General features: G+C 61.0%; 18 protein-coding genes. 8 read left to right on the forward strand and 10 right to left on the reverse strand.

Annotated features, from left to right (window positions below):
- Positions 1–936: GTP 3',8-cyclase MoaA (moaA, locus tag B3605_RS01590; RefSeq protein WP_414706921.1), on the reverse strand; the 936-nt coding region annotated here is incomplete at its 3' end.
- 194 nt (positions 937–1,130) lie between these two features.
- On the opposite strand from moaA, the gene B3605_RS01595 reads away from it, so the two are divergent.
- Both B3605_RS01595 and B3605_RS01600 read left to right on the forward strand, forming a co-directional pair.
- Positions 1,131–1,505, forward strand: coding sequence for a gamma-butyrobetaine hydroxylase-like domain-containing protein (locus tag B3605_RS01595; protein WP_112941655.1), 375 nt, complete (start codon positions 1,131–1,133; stop codon positions 1,503–1,505).
- Between the two features lie 99 nt (positions 1,506–1,604).
- Entirely contained in the window at positions 1,605–2,261 is a 657-nt protein-coding gene (locus B3605_RS01600) for a pyridoxamine 5'-phosphate oxidase family protein (protein ID WP_296431849.1), read from the forward strand.
- Here the strand turns inward: B3605_RS01600 and B3605_RS01605 are convergent.
- Positions 2,249–3,316, reverse strand: a complete 1,068-nt coding sequence (locus tag B3605_RS01605) for a GGDEF domain-containing protein (protein ID WP_112941653.1) — start codon at positions 3,314–3,316, stop codon at positions 2,249–2,251. The genes B3605_RS01600 and B3605_RS01605 overlap by 13 nt on opposite strands.
- A 353-nt stretch (positions 3,317–3,669) precedes the next feature.
- Here B3605_RS01605 and B3605_RS01610 point away from each other — a divergent pair, with 353 nt between their 5' ends.
- Positions 3,670–3,885, forward strand: coding sequence for a hypothetical protein (locus tag B3605_RS01610; RefSeq protein ID WP_112941652.1), 216 nt, complete (start codon positions 3,670–3,672; stop codon positions 3,883–3,885).
- Positions 3,886–3,889: 4 nt separating this feature from the next.
- Here B3605_RS01610 and B3605_RS01615 read toward each other — a convergent pair whose 3' ends face one another.
- Positions 3,890–5,512, reverse strand: coding sequence for a fumarate hydratase (locus B3605_RS01615; RefSeq protein WP_409457210.1), 1,623 nt, complete (start codon positions 5,510–5,512; stop codon positions 3,890–3,892).
- 154 nt (positions 5,513–5,666) lie between these two features.
- On the reverse strand, positions 5,667–7,058 hold the full coding sequence (gene fumC, locus B3605_RS01620) for a class II fumarate hydratase (protein WP_112941903.1): 1,392 nt from the start codon (positions 7,056–7,058) through the stop codon (positions 5,667–5,669).
- 404 nt (positions 7,059–7,462) lie between these two features.
- On the opposite strand from fumC, the gene B3605_RS01625 reads away from it, so the two are divergent.
- Complete coding sequence (locus B3605_RS01625) at positions 7,463–9,334, forward strand: L,D-transpeptidase family protein (RefSeq protein WP_112941650.1); 1,872 nt, start codon at positions 7,463–7,465, stop codon at positions 9,332–9,334.
- A 52-nt stretch (positions 9,335–9,386) separates the two neighbouring features.
- Here B3605_RS01625 and recG read toward each other — a convergent pair whose 3' ends face one another.
- The gene (gene recG, locus B3605_RS01630) at positions 9,387–11,492 is read right to left on the reverse strand and encodes an ATP-dependent DNA helicase RecG (RefSeq protein WP_112941649.1); all 2,106 of its coding nucleotides are present in this window, start codon (positions 11,490–11,492) and stop codon (positions 9,387–9,389) included.
- 91 nt (positions 11,493–11,583) lie between these two features.
- On the opposite strand from recG, the gene B3605_RS01635 reads away from it, so the two are divergent.
- Together B3605_RS01635 and mfd are read left to right on the forward strand one after the other, a co-directional pair.
- Positions 11,584–11,898, forward strand: coding sequence for a succinate dehydrogenase assembly factor 2 (locus tag B3605_RS01635; RefSeq protein ID WP_026283364.1), 315 nt, complete (start codon positions 11,584–11,586; stop codon positions 11,896–11,898).
- Complete coding sequence (gene mfd / locus B3605_RS01640) at positions 11,898–15,401, forward strand: transcription-repair coupling factor (RefSeq protein WP_112941648.1); 3,504 nt, start codon at positions 11,898–11,900, stop codon at positions 15,399–15,401. The genes B3605_RS01635 and mfd overlap by 1 nt, the downstream gene beginning before the upstream one ends.
- A 70-nt stretch (positions 15,402–15,471) precedes the next feature.
- Here the strand turns inward: mfd and B3605_RS01645 are convergent, their stop codons facing one another.
- Both B3605_RS01645 and B3605_RS01650 read right to left on the reverse strand, forming a co-directional pair.
- Positions 15,472–16,143 (reverse strand): DsbA family oxidoreductase, encoded by a 672-nt coding sequence (locus B3605_RS01645; protein WP_112941647.1) that lies wholly within the window; start codon positions 16,141–16,143, stop codon positions 15,472–15,474.
- A gap of 99 nt (positions 16,144–16,242) precedes the next feature.
- Positions 16,243–18,048, reverse strand: a complete 1,806-nt coding sequence (locus B3605_RS01650; RefSeq protein WP_112941646.1) for an extracellular solute-binding protein — start codon at positions 18,046–18,048, stop codon at positions 16,243–16,245.
- A gap of 268 nt (positions 18,049–18,316) precedes the next feature.
- Here B3605_RS01650 and B3605_RS01655 point away from each other — a divergent pair, with 268 nt between their 5' ends.
- The gene (locus tag B3605_RS01655; RefSeq protein WP_111563521.1) at positions 18,317–18,970 is read left to right on the forward strand and encodes an invasion associated locus B family protein; all 654 of its coding nucleotides are present in this window, start codon (positions 18,317–18,319) and stop codon (positions 18,968–18,970) included.
- A gap of 126 nt (positions 18,971–19,096) precedes the next feature.
- On the opposite strand, the gene hspQ is transcribed toward B3605_RS01655, so the two are convergent.
- The 3 genes from hspQ to B3605_RS01670 form a co-directional block, all read right to left on the reverse strand.
- Positions 19,097–19,426 (reverse strand): heat shock protein HspQ, encoded by a 330-nt coding sequence (hspQ, locus tag B3605_RS01660; protein WP_112941645.1) that lies wholly within the window; start codon positions 19,424–19,426, stop codon positions 19,097–19,099.
- 151 nt (positions 19,427–19,577) lie between these two features.
- A complete protein-coding gene (gene glnA / locus B3605_RS01665) occupies positions 19,578–20,987 on the reverse strand; it encodes a type I glutamate--ammonia ligase (RefSeq protein WP_018900557.1) in 1,410 nt (469 codons plus the stop codon).
- Between the two features lie 56 nt (positions 20,988–21,043).
- A complete protein-coding gene (locus B3605_RS01670) occupies positions 21,044–21,382 on the reverse strand; it encodes a P-II family nitrogen regulator (protein WP_018900556.1) in 339 nt (112 codons plus the stop codon).
- A gap of 342 nt (positions 21,383–21,724) precedes the next feature.
- Between B3605_RS01670 and B3605_RS01675 the strand changes: the two genes are divergently transcribed.
- Positions 21,725–22,600 (forward strand): NAD(P)H-hydrate epimerase (locus B3605_RS01675; RefSeq protein WP_296431852.1); only part of this gene is annotated, 876 nt, incomplete at its 3' end.

The following is a 22,600-nucleotide window of genomic DNA, read 5'->3' on the forward strand; positions in this document are numbered from 1 at the left end:
GCGGTCGATGATGAAGTCGTGGCCCTTGGGCTTGCGGGAAATCGCTTCGTCTATCGCGGCGTAGAGCAATCCGTCGTCTTCGGTCGCGCGCACGGCCGAGCGCAGGTCGGCGGCGTCGTTCTGGCCGAGGCACATGTAGAGTGTGCCGGTGCAGGTGAGGCGCACGCGGTTGCAGCTCTCGCAGAAGTTATGGGTCATCGGTGTGATGAAGCCCATGCGGCCGCCGGTTTCCTCGACGGTGACGTAGCGGGCAGGGCCGCCCGTGCGGTAGCCGATTTCGCTCATCGTGAACTGCTTTTCGAGATCGGCGCGCAGCTTGGAGAGCGGCAGATAGCGATCCGTGCGATCTTCCTCGATCTCACCCATCGGCATGGTTTCGATGACGGTCAGATCCATGCCGCGACCATGGGCGAAGCGGATCATCTCGGGCATCTCGACGTCGTTGAAATCCTTGAGCGCGACGGCGTTGAGCTTGATGTGCAGGCCAGCCTTCTGGGCGGCGTCAATGCCTTCCATCACCTTATGGAAGTCGCCCCAGCGGGTGATCGCGCGGAACTTGTCGGGATTGAGCGTATCCAACGACACGTTGATGCGGCGAACGCCGAAATCATAGAGCTCGTCGGCATAACGCGCGAGCTGCGAGCCGTTGGTGGTCAGCGTCAGTTCGTCGAGGCCGGAGCCGATCTGTTGGCCGAGTTGGCGCACAAGATGCATGATGTTCTTGCGCACCAGCGGCTCGCCGCCAGTCAGTCTCAGCTTGCGTACACCCTTGGCGATAAAGGCGGAACAGAGCCTGTTCAGCTCCTCCAGCGTCAGAAGATCCTTCTTCGGCAGGAAGTTCATGTTCTCGGCCATGCAATAGGTGCAGCGGAAATCGCAGCGATCGGTCACCGAGACGCGCAGATAGGTTACGGCCCGCTGAAACGGGTCGATCATCGGTTTCGCATCGGCCACGAGCGGCGCGGCGTTGGCGATCGTTCCTACCTTGCTGTTCACTACAGTCTCCAATCCATACTCAATGTGCGTACTGTGCAGCGCAACGTCAAGCAAGAGGCGGCACCCTTACGCTAAATTGAACTTGCCTCAAAGAGGCGCATTGCCTACTCCTCGAAACGAAGAGGAGCACCATCATGAGCGACATCTGGCCGACAGAGCTGAAGGTTACGAAGGACCGGCAACAGCTGGTCATCACCTTCAATAATGGTGAGAGTTTCACGCTCAGCGCCGAGATGCTGCGCGTGCTGTCGCCATCGGCGGAAGTGCAGGGCCATGGGCCGGGCCAGAAGGTCACCGTCCCCGGCAAGCGCAACGTCGCGATCATCTCGATGACGCCCACCGGCAATTATGCCGTCAGGATCGGATTCGACGATATGCATGACACCGGTATCTTCACATGGTCGTATCTTCACGAGCTCGGCGAGCGCGGCGAAGAGCTTTTCGGTGCCTACGAAAACGAGCTGCGGGAAAAGGGCATGACCCGAGGCACGTCGGAGAAGCCGCGCTGATCACGACGTGCGAGCTATCCGAAGCCAGGCTGACGCGTGTCACGCCCGCGTCATCTTAGGCGGCTAATTATTGTTGTGAAACAAGGCGATGGCACGACCATGAAAATCATCGAAACCGTCGAAGAACTCGCCGCCATCTATGGCGGCGGCTTGTCGGAAGCTTCCGTGGCGAAGGTGACGAACCACCTGACGCCGCTCTACCGGCAGATGATCGAGGCGTCGCCTTTCGTTGCGCTGGCGACGGTCGGTCCGGAGGGGCTGGACTGTTCTCCGCGCGGTGACCTCGGTGGCGTCGTGCGCGTGATAGATGACAAGATGCTGCAGATGCCTGACTGGCGCGGCAATAACCGGGTGGATTCGCTATCGAACATCGTGCGCGATCCCAGGCTTGCCCTGATGTTTCTCATCCCGGGATCGAATACGACGATGCGGATCAACGGGCGCGGCGTCGTTTCGAACGACGAGGCGCTGCTCACCTCTTTCGAGATGGACGGCAAGCATCCGCGCACGGTGATCGTGGTGACGATCGAAGAGGTCTATTTCCAATGCGCGCGGGCGCTGATCCGCTCGGAGCTGTGGAATCCCGACAAGTTCGTCGATCCGAAAGGCCTTCCGACACCAGGCCTTATGCTGAAGGCGGCAACGGAAGCGTTCGATCACGAGACCTATGATCGCGAATGGGCCGCGCGCGCAGCCAAGACGATTGTGGTAGCGTTTGATATAGGGCCGCGGTTCGTCGCGGCTCAGGCCTTGTAGATCAGCCAGCTCTTGGTGAAGTCCTTCTGCATGCCGTCCTCGAAGAGGACGCTGCAGTTGCGGCCGGCGTTCTTGGCGCCGTAAAGGGCGACGTCGCTCTTGTGATAGAGCTCGCCCGCATCTTCGGCGCTCGATGCCATGCAGATGCCGACCGACACCGTGACCGGTCCATAGTTGATGCGGGTGCGGGAATTCTTGAACGGCGTGGCTTCAAGCGTGCGGCGAATACGCTCGGCGACGGCCATGACTTCGTCGGCCGTGTTGCCCTCGATGATCAGCGCGAATTCCTCACCACCGGTGCGGGCAACGAAGACATCGCGGCGCACGTTGGCGCGGATGACCGAGGCGACGGTTGCAAGGATCTTGTCGCCGACGGGATGGCCGTAGGTATCGTTGATCTTCTTGAAGTTATCGATATCGGCGAGAACAAGCGCCGTGATCGGGCGCATGGCCGGATTGTTGAAGACGGCGGCGAGGCGATCGTCGAAGGCGCGGCGGTTGGAGAGGCGGGTCAGCGAATCCGTGTTGGCGATACGCTTGTACTCGTCGAGCTCCTTGCGGACCTGATCCATTTCGTTGGAGCGCTGCACGACGTTTTCGACCGTGCGCTCACCATGCGCCATGGTGTTTCCAGTCGCCTCGGTCAGCAGATGCAGCGCATTCTGGATGAGGTCGACGCTGGACGTGTTCTTCGAGGTGATGCGGTTATAGGTCTCGCCGAGCAGTCTGTTGTAGCTTTCGAGCGAGGTCTGCTCCTGACGCAGCACGCGCAGGACCGATTCGAGTTCAGCGGCGATGCGGGTGTGGGCGTCGTCGAAGACGCGGCCGGCGCCGTGGCTGAAATGCTGTGCGCCGAGTTCGTCCAGTTCTTCCTGGGTCGCCTGGTTGCCAAGGGCCGCGAGATCGCGCGTCAGCGCGGGATTGGAGCCGATATAGGCTTCGTAGAACAGTTCATAGTTTCGCGGAATGGGCGCAACACCCATGGAGCGCATCGCAAAAGTGATCTGGCTCGCCACATCGGGAACCTGCGTCTTTGGCGCCACAGCCGTCGTCATCCGGCCACTCCTTATGGTACATCTCAAAAGTCTTCTCTTATTTCTTAAGCTACAATTGTTTTGAAATGATTAAGGTTGGATATACCAGAGATTACATGTGAATTTTATTCGAATTGGCGGATTTGTTCTTATCTATATGATTTTTATATCGGAATCCAAGCGGAGGTAGAGCGCGCCTACGCGTCCTGAGGGTATCTTTCTTTAGATGACCTGAGCGAAATATTCGCCAGACATCATCGCTGTCAATGATCCATTGACAATCGGTTTCCGATATCGGTTCTTTTGTGAACGATGAGAAGATGGCAACTTGCATTTCAAGGCACCGTAGCGGTGCCATGAGAAAGCAAAACGCCATGCAAACGTCCCATAACTCGCCTCCAGCCGTGCTCGCTGCCGCTGTTATTGCCGGATCTCTTTTCCTGATCCAGCAACAAGGCTTCTTTCATGGCGCATTTACTTCGGAAATACTGGCAAGCATCAATGCCGAAGATGTGCTTGTCGCGAGCGATTACATCGCGACAAGCAATAGCGAAGTGGCTGGCGGCCGCGTGACCGCAACTGCCCACTGAACGATCAGCCGAGGTTGAATTCCTGGAAGAAGTCGTTGCCCTTGTCGTCGGTGACGATGAAGGCGGGGAAGTCCTCGACCTCGATCTTCCACACCGCTTCCATGCCGAGTTCCGGATATTCCAGCACCTCGACCTTGCGGATGCAATCCTGCGCCAGGCGGGCGGCCGGGCCGCCGATGGAGCCGAGATAGAAGCCGCCATGGGTCTTGCAGGCCTCGCGCACCGCGCGCGAGCGGTTGCCCTTGGCGAGCATGATCATCGAGCCGCCGAAGGACTGGAGCTGGTCGACATACGAGTCCATGCGGCCGGCGGTGGTCGGGCCGAAGGAGCCTGAGGCGTAACCGGCAGGCGTCTTGGCCGGGCCAGCATAATAGACCGGGTGGTTCTTCATATAGTCGGGCATGCCTTCGCCCTTTTCGAGGCGCTCGCGGATCTTCGAATGCGCGAGGTCGCGGGCGACGATGATCGTGCCTGTCAGCGACAGGCGGGTTTTCACCGGATGCTTGCTAAGTTCTGCAAGTATATCGGCCATCGGCTGGTTGAGATCGATCTTTACCATCGATTCCGACAGCTTTGCCTCGTCGATCTCAGGCATGTACTTGGACGGATCAGTTTCCAGCTGCTCGACGAAGATGCCCTCGCGGGTGATCTTGCCCTTTGCCTGGCGGTCGGCGGAACAGGAGACGCCGAGGCCGATCGGCAGCGAGGCGCCATGGCGGGGCAGGCGGATGACGCGGACGTCGTGACAGAAATACTTGCCGCCGAACTGCGCGCCGACGCCCATCTGCTGCGTCAGCTTGTGGATTTCCTTTTCCATCTCGATGTCGCGGAAGGCGTGGCCGCTTTCCGAGCCCTCGGTCGGAAGATCGTCGAGATAGCGCGTCGAGGCGAGCTTGACGGTCTTGAGGTTCATCTCGGCCGAGGTGCCGCCGATGACGATCGCCAGATGGTAGGGGGGACAGGCCGCCGTACCCAGCGTAAGGATCTTCTCCTTAAGGAAGTCGATCATCCGGTCGTGCGTCAACAGCGAGGGCGTTCCCTGGTAAAGGAAGGTCTTGTTGGCCGAGCCGCCGCCCTTGGCGACGAAGAGGAAATTGTATTCGTCCGTCCCTTCCTCGTAGATGTCGATCTGGGCCGGCAGGTTGTTCTTGGTGTTCTTCTCTTCGAACATCTTGATCGGGGCGAGCTGCGAGTAACGCAGGTTCTTCTTCTCGTAGGCATCCATCACGCCCTTGGCGAGCGCCGAATAATCCTCGCCCTCCGTCCAGACGCGGCGGCCCTTCTTGCCCATGATGATCGCGGTGCCAGTGTCCTGGCACATGGGCAGGATACCGCCGGCGGCGATGTTGGCGTTCTTCAGGAGGTCGTAGGCGACGAAGCGGTCGTTGTCGGTCGCCTCGGGATCGTCGAGGATCGAGGCGAGCTGCTTCAGGTGGCCCGGGCGAAGCAAGTGGTTGATATCGGCAAAGGCGGTCTCGGCCAGCAGACGGATGCCCTCGGGCTCGACGGTCAGGATATCCTGGCCCTTGAAGCTGTCGACAGAGACGTGGTCGCTGCTGATCTTGCGGTACTGGGTGGAGTCTTTGCCGAGGGGGAACAGATCGTCAGCCATCGAATGACCTTTCATGCGGGCCGGAATGGAAATCGCAGACGGTCTATGCGGGCGATGTGCGAATTGCAATCATTCTAAAACCTTCGAGAAACGCTCAAGAATGCATGAAAAAACACCGCCCCGGAGGCCGTGGCGGTGTCTGGTGGTTCATCGATGGTTCGGGATGGCTTTACTTCGGACCGATCATCGTTTCAGGGCGGACATACTGATCGAACTCCTCGTTCGTCAGGTAACCGCCGCCGACGGCTTCCTCGCGCAGCGTCGTGCCGTTCTTGTGGGCGGTCTTGGCGATCTTGGCGCAGATGTCGTAGCCGAGCCGGCCGTTCAGCGCCGTCACCAGCATCAGGGAGTTCTCGACGCCCTTCTTGATGTTGTCCTCGCGGGCTTCGATGCCGACGACGCAATTGTCGGTGAAGGAGACGGCGGCGTCGCCGAGCAGCTGCACCGACTGCAGGAAGTTATAGGCCATCATCGGATTGTAGACGTTGAGCTCGAAGTGGCCCTGGCTGCCGGCGAAGGTGAGTGCGGCGTTGTTGCCGAAGACGTGGGCGCAGACCTGCGTCAGCGCTTCCGACTGCGTCGGGTTGACCTTGCCGGGCATGATCGAGGAGCCGGGCTCGTTTTCCGGAAGCGACAGTTCGCCGAGGCCGGCGCGTGGGCCGGAGCCGAGGAAACGGATGTCGTTGGCGATCTTGAAGAGGGCCGCCGCTGCCGCGTTGATGGCGCCGTGGGCGAAGACCATCGAGTCATGCGAGGCCAGCGCCTCGAACTTGTTCGGCGCGGTGACGAAGGGCAGGGCGGTAATAGCGGAGATCTCTTCCGCGACCTTCTCCGCGAATCCGATCGGCGCGTTGAGGCCGGTGCCGACGGCGGTGCCGCCCTGGGCGAGCTTGGAGAGTGCCGGCAGCGTCAGTTCGATATTGGCGATCGCGGAGGCGACCTGCGCGGAGTAACCGGAGAATTCCTGGCCGAGCGTCAGCGGCGTCGCGTCCTGCGTATGCGTGCGGCCGATCTTGATTAAGTGGCTGAACTCGGTGACTTTCATGTCGAGCGCTGCATGCAGATGCTTCAGGCCCGGCAGCAGGTGGTGGACGATCTGCTCGACGCAGGCGATGTGCATGGCCGTCGGGTAGGTGTCGTTCGACGACTGGCTCATGTTGACGTGGTCGTTCGGGTGCACGGGCTTCTTCGAGCCCATGACGCCGCCGAGCATTTCGATCGCGCGGTTGGAGATCACCTCGTTGGCGTTCATGTTCGACTGCGTGCCGGAGCCGGTCTGCCAGACGACCAGCGGGAAGTGGTCGTTGAGCTTGCCGTCGATGACTTCCTGGGCGGCATCGATGATGGCGTTGCCGACCGCCGGTTCCAGCTTGCCGAGCGCCATGTTGGCGCGTGCGGCCGCCTGCTTGACGATCCCCAGCGCGCGCACGATCGACAGCGGCTGTTTCTCCCAACCGATCTTGAAATTGCCGAGCGAGCGCTGCGCCTGCGCGCCCCAATACTTGTCGCTTTGTACTTCAATCTCGCCGAAAGTATCGGTTTCGATACGGGTGGAAGTCATGGCCATGCCTTTCTTTCGCGTGAGCGGCTGCGGAGATGCCGTCTTATAGGTCTCAAGCCAGCCCAAGAAAACAGCGGCGATCAAAAAATATGAGCCGCGAAGTCATATTAGCGGCTGCGCTATACGTGGTTTTTTGGCCACGTCTTATTTTTTATCTAACAACGTCTTTTGGGGGACTGTGTGAGCAGGCGAAAATAAAGTAAAAAATTAACCAATAATTTCATAATTTTGTGTGAACTGCCGGGAGGCGGCGGGTTTGCTACGTTACGGAAGAGTGAGTTCTTCAAGGCTGGCGGTGGCGTCCCGTTTCTGCCATGTCACCTGACAGCGACGGGTGAGTTAAAGAGTTTGAGCTGGGCGATGCCCATGACCGAAGACAGCATGAGACTGGGACTGGAAAAAGCATGAGATTCTTCTTGAAAGGTGCGGTTTCCGCACTGGCACTTTCCTGCGGCATGGCCGCTATGGGTGTCGCACCCGCGCATGCCTATACGCTGATGGACATGATCCGAGGAGATCGTGCCCGCACCCAGAGCACTATCATCAATCCGGCTCCAGAAGTGCTGCCGCCACAGGCAAATACCAGCGCGCCGCTGCCGAAGGTGTCCGCACCGCGTTACTACACTTACAAGGTGGACCCGATGCGGCTTGTCGATACCGGCAAGTTCACCGATCCTGTCGTCACCGGCGCGGTTGCCGCCGTCGGTGCGCCGAGCGACGCCACGCCGTCGGTGCAGCGTCGCTATCTGATCGACGCCAAGGTTCGCGCCCCTGTGGAAGTCGCCAAGGCTCTTGAGACTTATTACGGCGACACCAAGAACGAACTGGTCTGGCTGACCGGCACCGAGGTCAACGATCGCGCCAAGGCAGCGATGGCGTTCCTTGCCAATGCCGGCTCCGTCGGTCTCGATCCGGCCGACTATGCCGTCGAGGTTCCCGCTGTCGATCCCGCCAATCCGGATCCTGCGATGCGCGACCGCGCGCTGACGCAGTTCGAGCTGGCGCTGTCGGCCAAGGTTCTGGCCTATGTCCAGGATACGATCCGTGGCCGCGTCGACCCGAACAAGCTTTCCGGCTATCACGATTTCGCCCGCAAGACGGTCAATCTCGATCCGGTGCTGAAGCTGGCGCGGATGAGCCCCGATGTCGGTGCCTATCTCTCGAGCCGCACGCCGAATGGTCCGCAGTTCGTTGCGCTCAAGGAAGAGCTGGCAAAGCTGAAGGGCGAAGGTAATGGCGAGCAGCCGATCAAGATCGAACTCAGCGGCGTTCTCCATCCCGGCGAAACCTCCTCTGAAATCCCCAACATCGTCAAGGCGATCGACAAGCACGGCTCGGCCGCGCTGAAGAGCGAGAATGCCGCGACGCTGGCCGCCTACAGCGGTGGTATCGATTACTCGCCCGAGATCGTGACGCTTGTCGAAGCCTTCCAGAAGGAACATGGTCTGAAGCCTGACGGCATCGTCGGCCAGGCGACCGTTCGCACCATGACTGGCGGCGACAGTAACAGCTCGAAGATCGAGAAGGTTGTTGTGGCGATGGAACAGGCCCGCTGGCTGCCGGCCGATCTCGGCCCGCGCTACGTGTTCATCAACCAGCCGGCCTTCATGGTCTACTACAACAACGACAACAAGGAACAGTTGTCGATGCGCGTGGTGATCGGCCAGCCGTCGCACCAGACGTTCTTCTTCCAGGACCAGATCCAGACGGTCGAATTCAATCCGTTCTGGGGCGTGCCGCAGTCGATCATCATCAACGAGATGCTGCCGAAGCTGCGCTCCGACCCGAATTACCTCGACCGCATGGGCTATGAAGTCGCCGTCGGCGGCCGCGCCGTGCCGTCGTCCAGCGTCGACTGGTACGGTTCGACGGCGAACGTCTCCGTGCGCCAGCCACCGAGCGGTGACAACGCGCTTGGCGAACTGAAGATCCTGTTCCCGAACGCACACGCGATCTACATGCACGACACGCCTTCGAAGAGCTTCTTCAAGCGTGACATGCGTGCGCTGAGCCACGGCTGCGTGCGTCTCGCCGATCCACGCGCGATGGCGGCTGCCGTTCTGAACACGACGGTCGACAAGATCGGCCAGGAGATCGCGACCGGCAAGAACCACGCGGTGCAGGTGCCGCAGAAGTTCCCCGTCTACATCGCCTACTTCACGGCTTGGCCGGACAAGAACGGCGTCGTTCAGTATTTCAACGACGTCTACGACCGCGACACCTACGTCCAGAAGGCCTTCGATGCCACGACCAAGGCACGCGGCGCCCAAATCTGATGTCAGACGCCGCGCGGCCGATCGGTCGCGCGGCGTTTCAATATTCGATGAACTAACCGGCGTGGAGGAAGCGGATCGCTTCGTCGCGGCGGAAGAGATAGAGCAGGGTGCGCACGGCGTTGCCCCTTTCGGACGTCAGGTCCGGATCGCGCTCGATCAGATAGGCCGCATCCTTGCGGGCAATCTCCAGCAAATCGGCATGCGCCTCGAGGCTTGCAATCCTGAAGCCGGGGGTTCCCGACTGCCGCGTTCCCAACAGTTCGCCTTCTCCGCGCAGCTTCAGATCCTCTTCGGCGATCCTGAAACCATCTTCCGTATCGCGCATGATCGTGAGACGCGCGTGGCCGGTTTCGCCGAGGGGTCCGCGATAGAGCAGGATGCAGGTCGATGCCTCGTCGCCGCGCCCGACGCGGCCACGCAGCTGATGCAACTGTGCCAGACCGAAACGCTCGGCATGTTCTATGACCATGATCGTTGCATCCGGCACGTCGACGCCCACTTCGACCACGGTGGTCGCGACAAGAAGGCGGATTTCACCTGACTTGAACGCCATCATCACGGCGTCCTTCTCGGCGCCGCTCATGCGGCCGTGGATCAGGCCGATGCCGGGCCCGAGTGCGGACACCAGCGTCGCGTGACGCTCCTCGACCGACATCAGGTCGCTCTCTTCGGATTCTTCGACGAGCGGGCAGATCCAGTAGGCCTTTTTGCCGTCGAGCAACGCCGCCTTCAGGCGCCCGACGATATCGCCGATGCGCTCGGTGGGGATGGTGATCGTCTGGATCGGCTTGCGGCCGGCGGGCTTTTCTGTGAGCTTGGAGACGTCCATGTCGCCGAAGGCTGCGAGCACCAGCGTGCGCGGGATCGGCGTGGCGGTCATGACCAGCATGTGGGGCGTGATGCCCTTGGCGGTCAGACGCAGGCGCTGGTGGACACCGAAGCGGTGCTGCTCGTCGACGACGGCCAGCATCAGGTTCTTGTAGTTCACGGTATCTTGGAACAGCGCGTGGGTGCCGATGACGATCTGGGCCTCGCCGGAAGCGATGCGCTCAAGGATTTCGTCGCGTTCCTTGCCCTTGGTGCGGCCGGTCAGCACCTCGATGCGGATGCCGGCGGCAGCCGTGTATTTGGCGATGGTCGCGTGATGCTGGCGGGCGAGGATTTCGGTCGGCGCCATCAGCACGGCCTGGCCGCCGCTCTCGATGACCGCAGCCATCGCCATCAGCGCCACCAGCGTCTTGCCGGAGCCGACATCGCCCTGCAGCAGGCGCAGCATGCGGTCGTCTCCGGCCATGTCTTTCAGGATCTGCGCGATCGCCTCGGTCTGGCTGCCCGTGGGCGAAAACGGCAGGGCTTCGAGGATTTGGCGGCTGAGATGACCGGTCGCATGCACCGGCTGGCCCGCGACCTTGCGCAACCTTTGGCGCACCAGCGCCAAGGACAGCTGGCCGGCCAGGAATTCGTCATAGGCGAGGCGCCTGCGGGCTGGCGCCTGCGGATCGATATCGGCGGGGTCGCGTGGCTCGTGCAGGCCGTGAAAGGCATCGGCGGTCGAGGGCAGGCCCTGCTTTTGGGCCAGCGCCGCGTCGATCCATTCGGGGAACTCGGGCGTCTTCGGCAGGGCGGCTTCGATGATCTTGCGCAGCGTCTTCGGCGAAAGCCCCGCCGTCAACGGGTAGATCGGCTCGACCAGTGGCAGGTTTTCCGCTTCGCTGGCTTTGACGATGTAATCCGGGTGCACCATCGAGGCGCGGCCGTTGAACCAGTCGATCTTGCCGCTGACGGTGACCTCTTCATCGAGAGGGAGCTGTTTCTCCAGCCATGTCGACTGGCCGCGGAAGAAGACGAGCGTCAGTTCGCCGGTCTCGTCGTACAGAAAGACGCGGTAGGGGACGTTGCTCTTCTTGTTCGGCGGCGGCTGGTGGCGGTCGACGCGGCCGGTGATGGTCACGATGGCGCCCTGCGGTGCGCGTGCGATGCCCGGCTGGTTGCGTCGGTCGATCAGCGAGTGCGGCGCGTGGAAGAGCAGATCGACGACACGGCAATCCTCCGGCGTCTCGCGGCCGAAGAGCTTGGCGAGCAGTTCGGCGATCTTCGGGCCGACGCCGGGCAGGGCGGAGACGGAGGAGAACAGCGGATCGAGAATGGCGGGGCGCATGCCGGCAAAATGCGACGAACAATGCGTGCTTGGCAAGGCTGACAAGCCGCTTTCGAGGGTCTATAGAGGCGCATCAACAGGAAGCTATGCCATGACAGGTGTCACACTCTCGAGCGCCGATCTCGATCCCCGCCGCCGCCGGATACTGTTCCGCTGCTGGCATCGCGGCATCCGCGAGATGGATCTGGTGTTCGGCCAGTTCGCCGAGCGCGAGATCGCGGGGCTCTCGGATGCGGAACTCGACGAGTTCGAGACGATCATGGCGGAAGAGGATAATGATCTGGTGCGCTGGATCATGGGAACCTGGCCGATCCCTGAGCGTTTCCAGACACCGATGTTTACGCGCCTGTGCGCCTACAAGCCCGATTTCGAATACCCCGCCGACAGCCTGCCCAGGAATGGATGATGATCCCCGGTTTTGATGCGAAGAAGCTGACGGCGCTGAACGTGCCGCTGACGATAGGCAATGTGCCGGCCGGACTGGAGCCGATGCTGCTGGCCGAGCTTGCCCGCGCTGGCGCGCCGGTTGCCTACGTGCTCTCGGACGGGCAGCGCATGGCCGATTTGGAGCAGATGCTCGGTTTCGTCGCGCCCGATATCCCCGTTTTGACGCTTCCTGCCTGGGACTGTCTGCCTTACGACCGTGTGTCACCGAGCGCAGACACGTCGGCGCGTAGGCTCGCCGCACTCGGCGGCTTGATCGCGCATCGCAAGAAGCCGCATGCGGCGATCGTGCTGGTGACCGTCAACGCCATGCTGCAGAAGGTGGCGCCGCAGGATGTGATCGAGAGCCTGACCTTCTCGGCGCGGCCGGGCAACCAGGTGCGGATGGACGACGTCGCCGGAAGGCTGGAGCGCAATGGCTTCGACCGCGTCGCCACGGTGCGCGAAGTCGGCGAATATGCGGTGCGCGGCGGTATTCTCGATGTCTTCGTGCCGGGCTCGGAAGAGCCGGTGCGCCTCGATTTTTTCGGCGATACGCTGGAGAGCATCCGCAGCTTTGATCCGGCCAGCCAGCGCACGACGGGGCAGGTACGATCGCTCGACCTCAACCCGATGAGCGAAGTGACGCTGACACCCGATACGATCAGCCGTTTCCGCAAAAACTATCTCTCGACCTTTGGTGCCGCCACGCGCGACGACGCGCTCTATCTGGCGATCTCCGAAGGGCGACGCTATCCAGGGATGGAGCACTGGCTGCCGCTGTTCTACGACCGGCTGGAGACGGTGTTCGACTATCTCAAGGGCTTCCGCTTGGTCACCGACCATACGGTGCGCGAGGCGGCCGAGGAACGCTCGAAGCTGGTCTTCGACTATTACGATGCACGCCTGAACTCGGGCAAACCGGTGAAGGGCATGTCGCAGGGCACGCCCTACAAGCCCGTCGTGCCCGGCCAGCTCTATCTCGACGGCAAAACGTTTGCGGCAACGCTCGACGCTTTCGACGCGATGCGGATCACGCCATTCAACGAGCATGAGGGCGAGGCGCGCCGCGTCGTCAATCTCGATGCCCGCCAAGGCGAACGCTGGGCGCGACCGAGTGCCGAGGGCAGCGGCAATGCCGAGCGCGTCAACGTGTTCGACGTCGTCGTCAAGCATATCGCCGACAAGCGGGCGAGCGGCGCCAAGGTTTTGATCACTGCCTGGACGGAGGGATCGCTGGAGCGGCTGCTGCAGGTTCTTTCCGAGCATGGGCTGGCGCGGGTCAAGCCGATCGCGGCGTTGAAGGAGATCGACAAGCTCGATCAGGGCGAGGCGGCGGCCGGCGTCTACAGCCTGGAGACGGGCTTCGAGGTCGGCAATCTCGTCGTCATCGGCGAGCAGGATATTCTCGGCGACCGCATGGTGCGCCGCTCAAAGCGCCGCAAGCGCGCCGCCGATTTCATCTCAGAGGTCGCGGGTCTCGATGAGGGATCCGTTGTGGTCCACGCTGAGCACGGCATCGGTCGGTTCATCGGGCTCAGGACCATTCAGGCGGCCGGCGCGCAGCATGCGTGCCTGGAGCTGCAATATGCCGACGAGGCGAAGCTGTTCCTTCCCGTCGAAAACATCGATCTTTTGTCGCGCTATGGCGGCGAGGGGACAGAGGCTCAGCTCGACAAGCTCGGCGGTGGCGCATGGCAGATGCGCAAGGCCAAGCTCAAGAAGCGCCTGCTCGACATGGCTGACGGCCTGATCCGCATCGCCGCCGAGCGGCTGACGCGGCATGCGCCCGTTCTGACCACGCCGGAGGGGCTCTACGACGAGTTCGCCGCGCGCTTCCCCTATGACGAGACGGAAGACCAGGACAACGCCATCGAAGCGGTGCGCTCCGATCTCGGCGCTGGGCGGCCGATGGATCGCCTCGTCTGCGGCGACGTCGGCTTCGGCAAGACGGAGGTTGCGCTGCGCGCGGCTTTCGTGGCGGCGATGAACGGCATTCAAGTCGCGGTCGTGGTTCCCACGACGCTTCTGTCGCGCCAGCACTTCAAGACCTTCTCCGAGCGCTTCCGCGGCCTGCCGGTGCGCGTGCAGCAGGCCTCGCGCCTCGTCGGCTCCAAGGAACTGGCGCTGACGAAGAAGGAGATCGCCGACGGCAAGACCGATATCGTCGTCGGCACGCATGCGCTGCTCGGCTCCGGCATCCAGTTCGCCAATCTCGGCCTGCTGATCATCGACGAAGAGCAGCATTTCGGCGTCAAGCACAAGGAGCGGCTGAAGGAGCTGAAGAGCGACGTTCACGTTCTCACGCTGTCGGCGACGCCGATCCCGCGTACGCTGCAGCTGGCGATGACCGGTGTGCGCGAGCTGTCGCTGATCACCACGCCGCCGGTCGACCGCATGGCGGTGCGCACCTTCATCTCGCCGTTCGATTCGCTCGTGATCCGCGAGACGCTGATGCGCGAGCATTATCGCGGCGGCCAGAGTTTCTATGTCTGCCCGCGTCTGGCCGATCTCGAAGAGGTTCATGCCTTCCTGCAGTCCGACTTGCCGGAGCTGAAGGTTGCCATCGCGCACGGCCAGATGCCGCCGGGCGAGCTCGAGGATATCATGAACGCCTTCTACGAGGGGCGTTACGATGTGCTGCTATCGACGACCATCGTCGAATCCGGCCTCGACGTGCCGACGGCCAATACGCTGATCGTGCATCGCGCCGACATGTTCGGCCTGGCGCAGCTCTACCAGCTGCGCGGCCGCGTCGGGCGCTCCAAGGTGCGCGCCTTCGCGCTGTTCACGCTGCCCGTCAACAAGGTGCTGACCGCGACGGCCGAGCGCCGGCTGAAGGTGCTGCAATCGCTCGACACGCTCGGCGCCGGCTTCCAGCTTGCCAGCCACGATCTCGATATCCGTGGCGCCGGCAACCTGCTGGGCGAGGAGCAGTCCGGCCACATCAAGGAGGTCGGCTTCGAGCTCTACCAGCAGATGCTGGAAGAGGCGGTGGCCGAGGTGAAGGGCGTCGACGAGATACAGGACACCGGCTGGTCGCCGCAGATTTCGGTGGGCACGTCGGTGATGATCCCCGATGGCTACGTGCCGGACCTGCACCTGCGCATGGCGCTCTACCGGCGTCTCGGCGAGATCACCGAGCTCAAGGAGATCGATGCCTTCGGCGCCGAGATGATCGACCGTTTCGGGCCGATGCCGATCGAGGTGCAGCATCTGCTGAAGATCGTCTACGTCAAATCGCTGTGCCGAATCGCCAATGTCGAGAAGGTGGATGCCGGGCCGAAGGGCGTGGTCATCCAGTTCCGCAACAAGGAATTCCCGAACCCCGGCAATCTGGTGGGCTATATCGCCAAGCAGGGCTCGATGGCGAAAATCCGCCCCGACCACAGCGTGTTCCTGACCCGCGACCTGCCGACGCCGGAGAAGCGGCTGCAGGGTGCGGCTGTGATCATGACGCAGCTGGCGGAGTTGGCGAAGGGCTAAAGCAAATCGGGACGGAAAGCCTGAGCTTTCCGTCCGGATTTGCATGCAACAATATCGAAAAATCAGTCGATCAGTTCATCCCGGCGCGGGCTTCGGCCTTGGCCTTGGCGATATCGCGCAGCGCGCCGGCGATGACATCGGGCGTCTGGGCGCCGCTGACGGCGTATTGCTGGTCGAAGATGAAGAAGGGGACGCCGTTGACGCCCATCTTCTGCGCCGATTCGATTTCCTCGACGACGAGACCCTTGTCGGCATCCGACGAAAGCAGGGAGGCGGTGACGGCGCGGTCGAGGCCGGACTTCTCGGCGATATCGAGCAGCACAGTGTGATCGCCGACATTCAGGCCCTGCTCGAAATTCGCCTTGAACAGGCCATCGACCACGCGGTCAGCCTTGTCGCGATCCTCAATCATGGCCCAGTGAATGAGGCGGTGGGCGTCGAGCGTGTTCGGGCCGATCTTGATGGCATCGAAATTGAAGTTGATTCCGACCTCGCGGCCGAGTTCGGTGAGCATCTTGTGCCCTTCGGCGACACGCTCGGCACCGCCGAGCTTCTTCTCAAGCGCTGCCTTCTGGTCTACGCCTTCGGGCGGGTAATCCGGGTTGAGGCGATAGGGGCGCCAGTTGACGTCGACGCCGACTTCGTCCTGGACTTCTGCGATCGCGAGCTCCAGCCGCGCCTTGCCGAGATAGCACCAGGGGCAGACGACATCCGAGACGACGTCGATGACTATGCGTTCCATGGGCTTTCCTTTTCTGAATGCTGGCCCCGAAAGGGCGTTTGAAGCCATCTAGTCGCTGAGGGTGGCCAGTTCAACCAGGCAGGAAAAGAGAACCACCTGTTATTGGACGCTCTGATCCCACCAAGCTGGCAGCTGGTAGCCGTAGAGCGGCACCTGGTCGGGGTGGCCGATACGCTTGTTGCGGGCGACCCACTGGTTGTCGACGTGATAGAGCGGCAGCACGTAGTGACCCGACAGGAGCAGTCGGTCGTGCGAGCGGACGGCGGCGGTGAAATCCTCGGCCGAACGCGCATTGAGGATGTGCTGGATCAGCGTATCGACATCGGGATCGGCAACGCCCGCAAAATTGTCGGTGCCATCGCGATCCCGCGAGGCCGACGACCAGCGACCGACCTGCTCGATGCCAGGCGATAGCGACGAGGTGAAGGATTTGACGATGACGTCGTAGTCGAAGGTGTTGGTGCGGCTCTGATACTGCGAATCATCCACCGTGCGGATCGAGGCGTTGATGCCGAGCAGCTGCAGCGAGCGCTGGTAGGAGACGGCGAGTTTCTCCTGGTCGGTGTTCTGCGTCATGATCTCGAAGGCGAGCGGGCGGCCATTGGCGTCGCTCATCTTGCCGTTCTTGATCGTGTAGCCGGCCTCCTTGAGAAGCGCGACAGCATGCTTCAGCACATTGCGGTCGCGGCCGGAACCGTCGGTCACAGGAAGCTTGTAGGTGCCCTCGAGGATGGCGGGATCGATGCGATCCTTGATCGGGCCGAGCAGCTTCAGTTCGCGCTCGTCGGCGGGCACGCCGAAGCTGGAGAGCTCGGAATTCTGCCAGTAGCTCTGCGTCCTGATATAGGCGCTGGAGAACAGGTTCTTGTTGGCCCATTCGAAATCGAAGATCAGCGACAGGCCCTCGCGCAGCTTCACATTGTCGAAGAGCGGCCGGCGGGTGTTGAAGACGAAGCCGAACATGCCCGATGGCAGCTTGGGCTGGAAGGTGTCCTTGACGACATTGCCTGATGTGACAGCCGGGAAATTATAAGCGCTCGCCCAATGGCCGGGGCTGCCATCCGGATAGATATCGACATCGCCCTTCTTGAACGATTCGAACAATGTCGTGTCCTGCAGGAAATACTGGACGGTGATCTGGTCGTAATTGTCGAGGCCGACCTTGGCCGGGATATCCTTCCCCCAATAGTTCGGGTCGCGCTCGAAGGTGATGCTTTCGCCCGGCTTCAGCGACTTGATCTTGTAGGGACCGGAGCCGACCGGCGGTTTCAGTGTCGAGCGGTCGAAATTCTCCGCGTCGATCGCGTGCTTGGGGAGGATCGGCGTCGAGCCGGCGAGAATCAGCGGGAATTCGCGGTCGGCCTTGTCGTTGAAGGTGAAACGCACGCTGTGATCGCCGACCTTCTCCATTTTCTCGACGGCATTGAGGCGCGTGCTGAAGGGCACGCGGCCCTTTTCCTTCAGGATGTTGAAGGAGAAGATGACATCCTCGGGCGTGACCGGCTGGCCGTCCGACCATTTGGCGGCGGGGTTCAGGTTGAACTGGATATAGGTCCGGTCGTCGTCCCATTCGACGGATTGCGCAAGGAGGCCATAAAGCGTGAAGGGCTCGTCGCGCGAGCGCAGCATCAGCGTTTCATAGACCAGATTGCCGTATTCGGGGTCCCACATGCCGCGCGCCGTGGTGCGCATGCTCTTCAGGATGAACGGGTTCAGGTTGTCGTAGGTGCCGACGACACCATAAGAGATCTTGCCGCCCTTCTTCACGTCGGGATTGACGTAGGGGAGGTGCTTGAAATCTTCAGGCAGAGCAGGGGCGCCGTGCATTGCGATGCCATGCACGGGCTCGGCAGCGGCTGCCCCGCAAACCAGGGTGAAGACGACGGGGAGAACGATCCGGAGCATAGTCGAAATCCTTTCCGGAAAACGGCACGATTCGCGCGAAGACTACCATGCGGCCGGCCCAATTCACCATCCACGGCAAATTCTTTCCAGCGGCGCCCAAAACGCCAAAGAAACACTGGAAATCTCCAGCAACGCGATGTAACAGGGACCCCGAAGTCGGGGGGTCATGCATTTGCCTCATTGTTTTAAGAGGTCAGATGCGAACAACCCTGTTGGTGAGGACGGCAAATGGGCTGTCCCAACGGGATATCAGGAGACGGAATTCGTTATGATGTTCAAGTCTGAAAAGAAAACACGGGCAGCCCTGTCCGTAATGGCAGTGATGCTTGGCGCCGCAGTGGCTCCGGTGTCTTCTTATGCGCAGGACGCGTCTGCCGACGCTGGCGCACAGGCTGCCGGCGCACCGCGCCTTGGTTGGTACAAGACCTGCAACAAGCAGGAAGACAATGACGTCTGCGTCGTGCAGAACGTTGTTCTGGCCACCGGCGGTCAGCTCGTTACGGGCGTTGGCCTCATCACCGTTTCCGGCAAGGTGAACAACAAGAGCCTGCAGGTTTCTGTTCCTCCGGCACGTCTGATCCCGCCGGGTATCGGCATGCAGATCGACGGCGGCAAGCCGCAGAAGATCGACTATCTGATGTGCATGCCGGATCGTTGCGTCGCGCAGATCCCGCTGACTGACGCCATGGTCGCCAGCCTGAAGAAGGGCACCGACCTCGTTCTGACCTCGATCAACTTCCGCCGCGCGCCGAACCCGATCAAGATTTCGCTTGAAGGCTTCACCGGCGCATTCGACGGCGAAGCGGTTTCCGCTTCCAAGCTCGCTGAAAGCCAGAAGAGCCTGCAGGACAGCATGCAGAAGAAGGCTGACGAAGCACGCAAGAAGCTTGAAGACGCCCAGAAGGCTGCCAAGGCCCAGTAATTTCGATCCTTACGGATTGTCGAGAAACCCGGCTTCGAGCCGGGTTTTTTGTTGCCTGCAATCTGGCTCATGACCAAAGAAAAACCCCGCTGGGAAGGCGGGGTTTTGAAATGGATATGCAGCGGCTTAGTGGGTGAAGCTCATCTTGGGTTTGAACTGCCCTGTCGGTGCCATATCGAAAATCTGGTAGACCTGTTCATTGCGAAGCGGTTCGCCGCTTTCGTCATTCATCAGGTTCTGTTCGGACACGTAGGCGACGTATTCGTTCTCTTCGTTTTCGGCAAGCAAGTGGTAGAAGGGCTGGTCCTTGTTGGGGCGCACGTCGGCGGGAATAGAATTCCACCATTCTTCCGTATTCGCGAATTCCGGATCGACATCGAAGATGACGCCGCGAAACGGAAATACCTTGTGCCGAACCACTTCGCCGATACTGAACTTAGCTAGTCTTTCTTTCATGGTACGACTTCCTTTCATCACCTGATTTGGTGATTGATCTCACTCAAATCAAGATTTGTGCGAGAACTCGTCACATGAGTGTCACATCCGCGGCAGGCTTCCGTGACATCGAATAGACGAAAGCCCCGGCGAACCGGGGCTTTCTGAGGGCTTACGCCGAGTAGTACATGTCGTATTCGACCGGATGAGGGGTCATGTCGTAGCGCATGACCTCGATCATCTTCAGCTCGATGAACGAGTCGATCTGGTCGTCGTCGAAGACGCCGCCGGCGGTCAGGAACTTGCGGTCCTTGTCCAGGCTTTCCAGCGCTTCACGCAACGAACCGCACACCGTCGGGATCTTCTTCAGTTCCTTCGGCGGCAGGTCGTAGAGATCCTTGTCCATGGCCTTGCCGGGATGGATCTTGTTCTTGATGCCGTCGAGGCCTGCCATCAGCATGGCGGCGAAGGCGAGGTAGGGGTTCGCCATCGGATCCGGGAAGCGGACTTCAACGCGCTTTGCCTTCGGGTTGCTGCCGAACGGAATGCGGCAGGAGGCCGAGCGGTTGCGCGCCGAATAGGCGAGCAGAACCGGTGCTTCATAGCCCGGGACGAGACGCTTGTAGGAGTTCGTCGACGGGTTGGTGAAGGCGTTCAGCGCCTTGGCATGCTTGATGATGCCGCCGATGAAGTAGAGGCAGCTCTCGGAGAGACCTGCATATTCATCACCCGCGAAGCTCGGCTTGCCGCTCTTCCAGATCGACATGTGGACGTGCATGCCCGAGCCGTTGTCGCCGAAGATCGGCTTCGGCATGAAGGTTGCTGTCTTGCCATAGGCATTGGCGACCTGGTGCACGACGTACTTGTAGATCTGCATCTTGTCGGCGTTGCGAACGAGCGTGTCGAACTTGATGCCGAGTTCGTGCTGCGCAGCGGCCACTTCGTGGTGGTGCTTTTCGACGACGACGCCCATTTCCGAGAGAACCGTCAGCATTTCGGAGCGCATGTCCTGGCAGCTGTCGATCGGCGGAACCGGGAAATAGCCGCCCTTGACGCGCGGACGGTGGCCGAGGTTTCCGGTCTCGTATTCGGTGTCGTCGTTGGACGGCAGTTCGGTCGAGTCGAGCTTGAAGCCGGTGTTGTAAGGATCAGCCTTGTAGCGAACGTCGTCGAAGATGAAGAACTCGGCTTCCGGGCCAACGAAGACCGTGTCGCCGATGCCGGATGCCTTCAGATAGGCTTCGGCCTTCTTGGCGGTGCCGCGCGGATCGCGGTTATAGGCTTCGCCGGAGACCGGATCGAGAATGTCGCAGAGGATGACCATGGTGGACTGCGCGAAGAACGGGTCCATATGGACCGTTTCCGTGTCGGGCATCAGCACCATGTCGGATTCGTTGATCGCCTTCCAGCCGCCGATCGAGGAGCCGTCGAACATGACGCCATCGGCGAACATGTCTTCATCGACGCAAACCACGTCCATCGTGACGTGCTGCAGCTTGCCCTTGGGATCGGTAAAGCGCAGGTCAACAAACTTGACGTCGTTATCCTTGATTTGCTTGAGGATTTCGCTTGCGGTCGCCATAAAATGGTTCCTTCATTTGAGAAGACGAGACGATTGCCTCGCCTGGACCAAACAGGTCAGATCGCATCGACACCGGTTTCGCCGGTACGGATACGAATGACTTCTTCGATATTGGATACAAAAATCTTGCCGTCGCCGATACGGCCCGTCTGCGCGGCCTTGCGGATCGCGTCGATGACGGCCTCCGCGTTCTCGTCGGCGAGGACGACTTCGACCTTCACCTTCGGCAGGAAATCGACGACATACTCCGCGCCACGGTACAATTCCGTGTGGCCTTTTTGGCGACCGAAGCCCTTTGCTTCCGTGACTGTGATCCCCTGCAGGCCAACTTCCTGAAGGGCTTCCTTCACTTCGTCAAGCTTGAAGGGCTTAATGATCGCTTCGATCTTTTTCATGAGAAAATGACTCTCCGCTTCTCCCGTTATAGCAGGCTCATACCCACCCCCCGATAGAATGCAGTTATCGTGCCAGTTGGAAAGCGGAATCTTCGTCGAAATGGCAGTCGGAGACCGAAAGTCGAGCGATTTTCAGCAATTTCAACGATTTTTTTGTCAAAAAAGACGCGGGTTGCAAGCGAAAAGCTTAAATTTCGACCGAAATGAGGAATATTCGCGATGTCTGATGCTTGCTTTCTGGCTTGTAGTGCAGATTAAAAGATATGCAAATGACTAAATAATAACCTTCCAGATTTTGCGCCAATCGGTTGTTTTTTAGGCGGATTCTGCTTGAATGGCCGAATGGACAATCAACTCGCCGACCTTCTCCTTACACCCGCCGAAATGACCGCCGTCGATGCCGCCGCAGCAGCCTCCGGCATCGACAGTTTCGGGCTCATGCTGCAGGCGGGTGCCGGCGTGGCGGCGAGTTTCCTGCGGCACTATCCGTCTGCGAGGCGCGCCGTGGTTCTGTGCGGTCCCGGCAACAATGGCGGCGACGGCTATGTGGCGGCGCAGTGTCTACAGGATAGCGGTGTCGAGGTTGCGGTGTTTCATCTGGGGGATACCGCTCGGCTGAAGGGCGACGCCGCACGGGCTTTTAGCGGCTGGCTTGGTAGGGGCGCGCCTATCGAGGAATACCGGCCTGCCGAGGGCGACGTCGTGATCGACGCGCTGTTCGGGGCTGGGTTGACGCGGGCGGTGCCCAAGGCCGTCAGTGCGGTCATAGAGCGTATCGAGGAGGCTCGCCTGCCGGTGCTTGCCGTCGACCTGCCATCCGGCATCGACGGCCGGACTGGGATGGTGCTGGGGGCGGCATTTACCGCCGAGCGCACGATCACCTTCATGACGCGCAAGCCGGGCCACCTATTGATGCCGGGGCGGGAGCTACCGGGCGTACTCGAGGTGCTCGACATCGGCATACCCGCGCGGATCGTGCGCGGGCAGGCATCGGGCAAGCTGGCGGAGAACCGGCCGGAACAGTGGCAGCGGTGGCTGCCGTCATCGGGGCAGGAGACGCACAAGTACAAGCGCGGCCACCTCGTGGTCTTCTCGGGCGAGAAGGGCAAGACGGGCGCGGCGCGGATGTCGGCCATGTCTGGATTGAAGGCCGGCGCAGGGCTGGTGACGATCGCGTCGCCTGCGGATGCCATGGAAGAAAACGCGACGCATCTGACG

Source organism: Rhizobium sp. UBA1881 (assembly GCF_002338015.1).
Lineage (GTDB): Bacteria > Pseudomonadota > Alphaproteobacteria > Rhizobiales > Rhizobiaceae > Rhizobium.

What these genes read in the sequence shown, in the direction of transcription:
- B3605_RS01595 (WP_112941655.1), top strand. Translation starts at nt 1,131, where the DNA reads ATGAGCGACATCTGGCCGACAGAGCTGAAGGTTACGAAGGACCGGCAA.
- B3605_RS01645 (WP_112941647.1), bottom strand. Translation starts at nt 16,143, where the DNA reads ATGGAACGCATAGTCATCGACGTCGTCTCGGATGTCGTCTGCCCCTGG.
- B3605_RS01605 (WP_112941653.1), bottom strand. Translation starts at nt 3,316, where the DNA reads ATGACGACGGCTGTGGCGCCAAAGACGCAGGTTCCCGATGTGGCGAGC.
- B3605_RS01650 (WP_112941646.1), bottom strand. Translation starts at nt 18,048, where the DNA reads ATGCTCCGGATCGTTCTCCCCGTCGTCTTCACCCTGGTTTGCGGGGCA.
- recG (WP_112941649.1), bottom strand. Translation starts at nt 11,492, where the DNA reads ATGCGCCCCGCCATTCTCGATCCGCTGTTCTCCTCCGTCTCCGCCCTG.
- B3605_RS01600 (WP_296431849.1), top strand. Translation starts at nt 1,605, where the DNA reads ATGAAAATCATCGAAACCGTCGAAGAACTCGCCGCCATCTATGGCGGC.
- glnA (WP_018900557.1), bottom strand. Translation starts at nt 20,987, where the DNA reads ATGGCGACCGCAAGCGAAATCCTCAAGCAAATCAAGGATAACGACGTC.
- B3605_RS01655 (WP_111563521.1), top strand. Translation starts at nt 18,317, where the DNA reads ATGATGTTCAAGTCTGAAAAGAAAACACGGGCAGCCCTGTCCGTAATG.
- B3605_RS01670 (WP_018900556.1), bottom strand. Translation starts at nt 21,382, where the DNA reads ATGAAAAAGATCGAAGCGATCATTAAGCCCTTCAAGCTTGACGAAGTG.
- fumC (WP_112941903.1), bottom strand. Translation starts at nt 7,058, where the DNA reads ATGACTTCCACCCGTATCGAAACCGATACTTTCGGCGAGATTGAAGTA.
- B3605_RS01610 (WP_112941652.1), top strand. Translation starts at nt 3,670, where the DNA reads ATGCAAACGTCCCATAACTCGCCTCCAGCCGTGCTCGCTGCCGCTGTT.
- hspQ (WP_112941645.1), bottom strand. Translation starts at nt 19,426, where the DNA reads ATGAAAGAAAGACTAGCTAAGTTCAGTATCGGCGAAGTGGTTCGGCAC.
- mfd (WP_112941648.1), top strand. Translation starts at nt 11,898, where the DNA reads ATGATCCCCGGTTTTGATGCGAAGAAGCTGACGGCGCTGAACGTGCCG.
- B3605_RS01635 (WP_026283364.1), top strand. Translation starts at nt 11,584, where the DNA reads ATGACAGGTGTCACACTCTCGAGCGCCGATCTCGATCCCCGCCGCCGC.
- B3605_RS01615 (WP_409457210.1), bottom strand. Translation starts at nt 5,512, where the DNA reads ATGAAAGGTCATTCGATGGCTGACGATCTGTTCCCCCTCGGCAAAGAC.
- B3605_RS01625 (WP_112941650.1), top strand. Translation starts at nt 7,463, where the DNA reads ATGAGATTCTTCTTGAAAGGTGCGGTTTCCGCACTGGCACTTTCCTGC.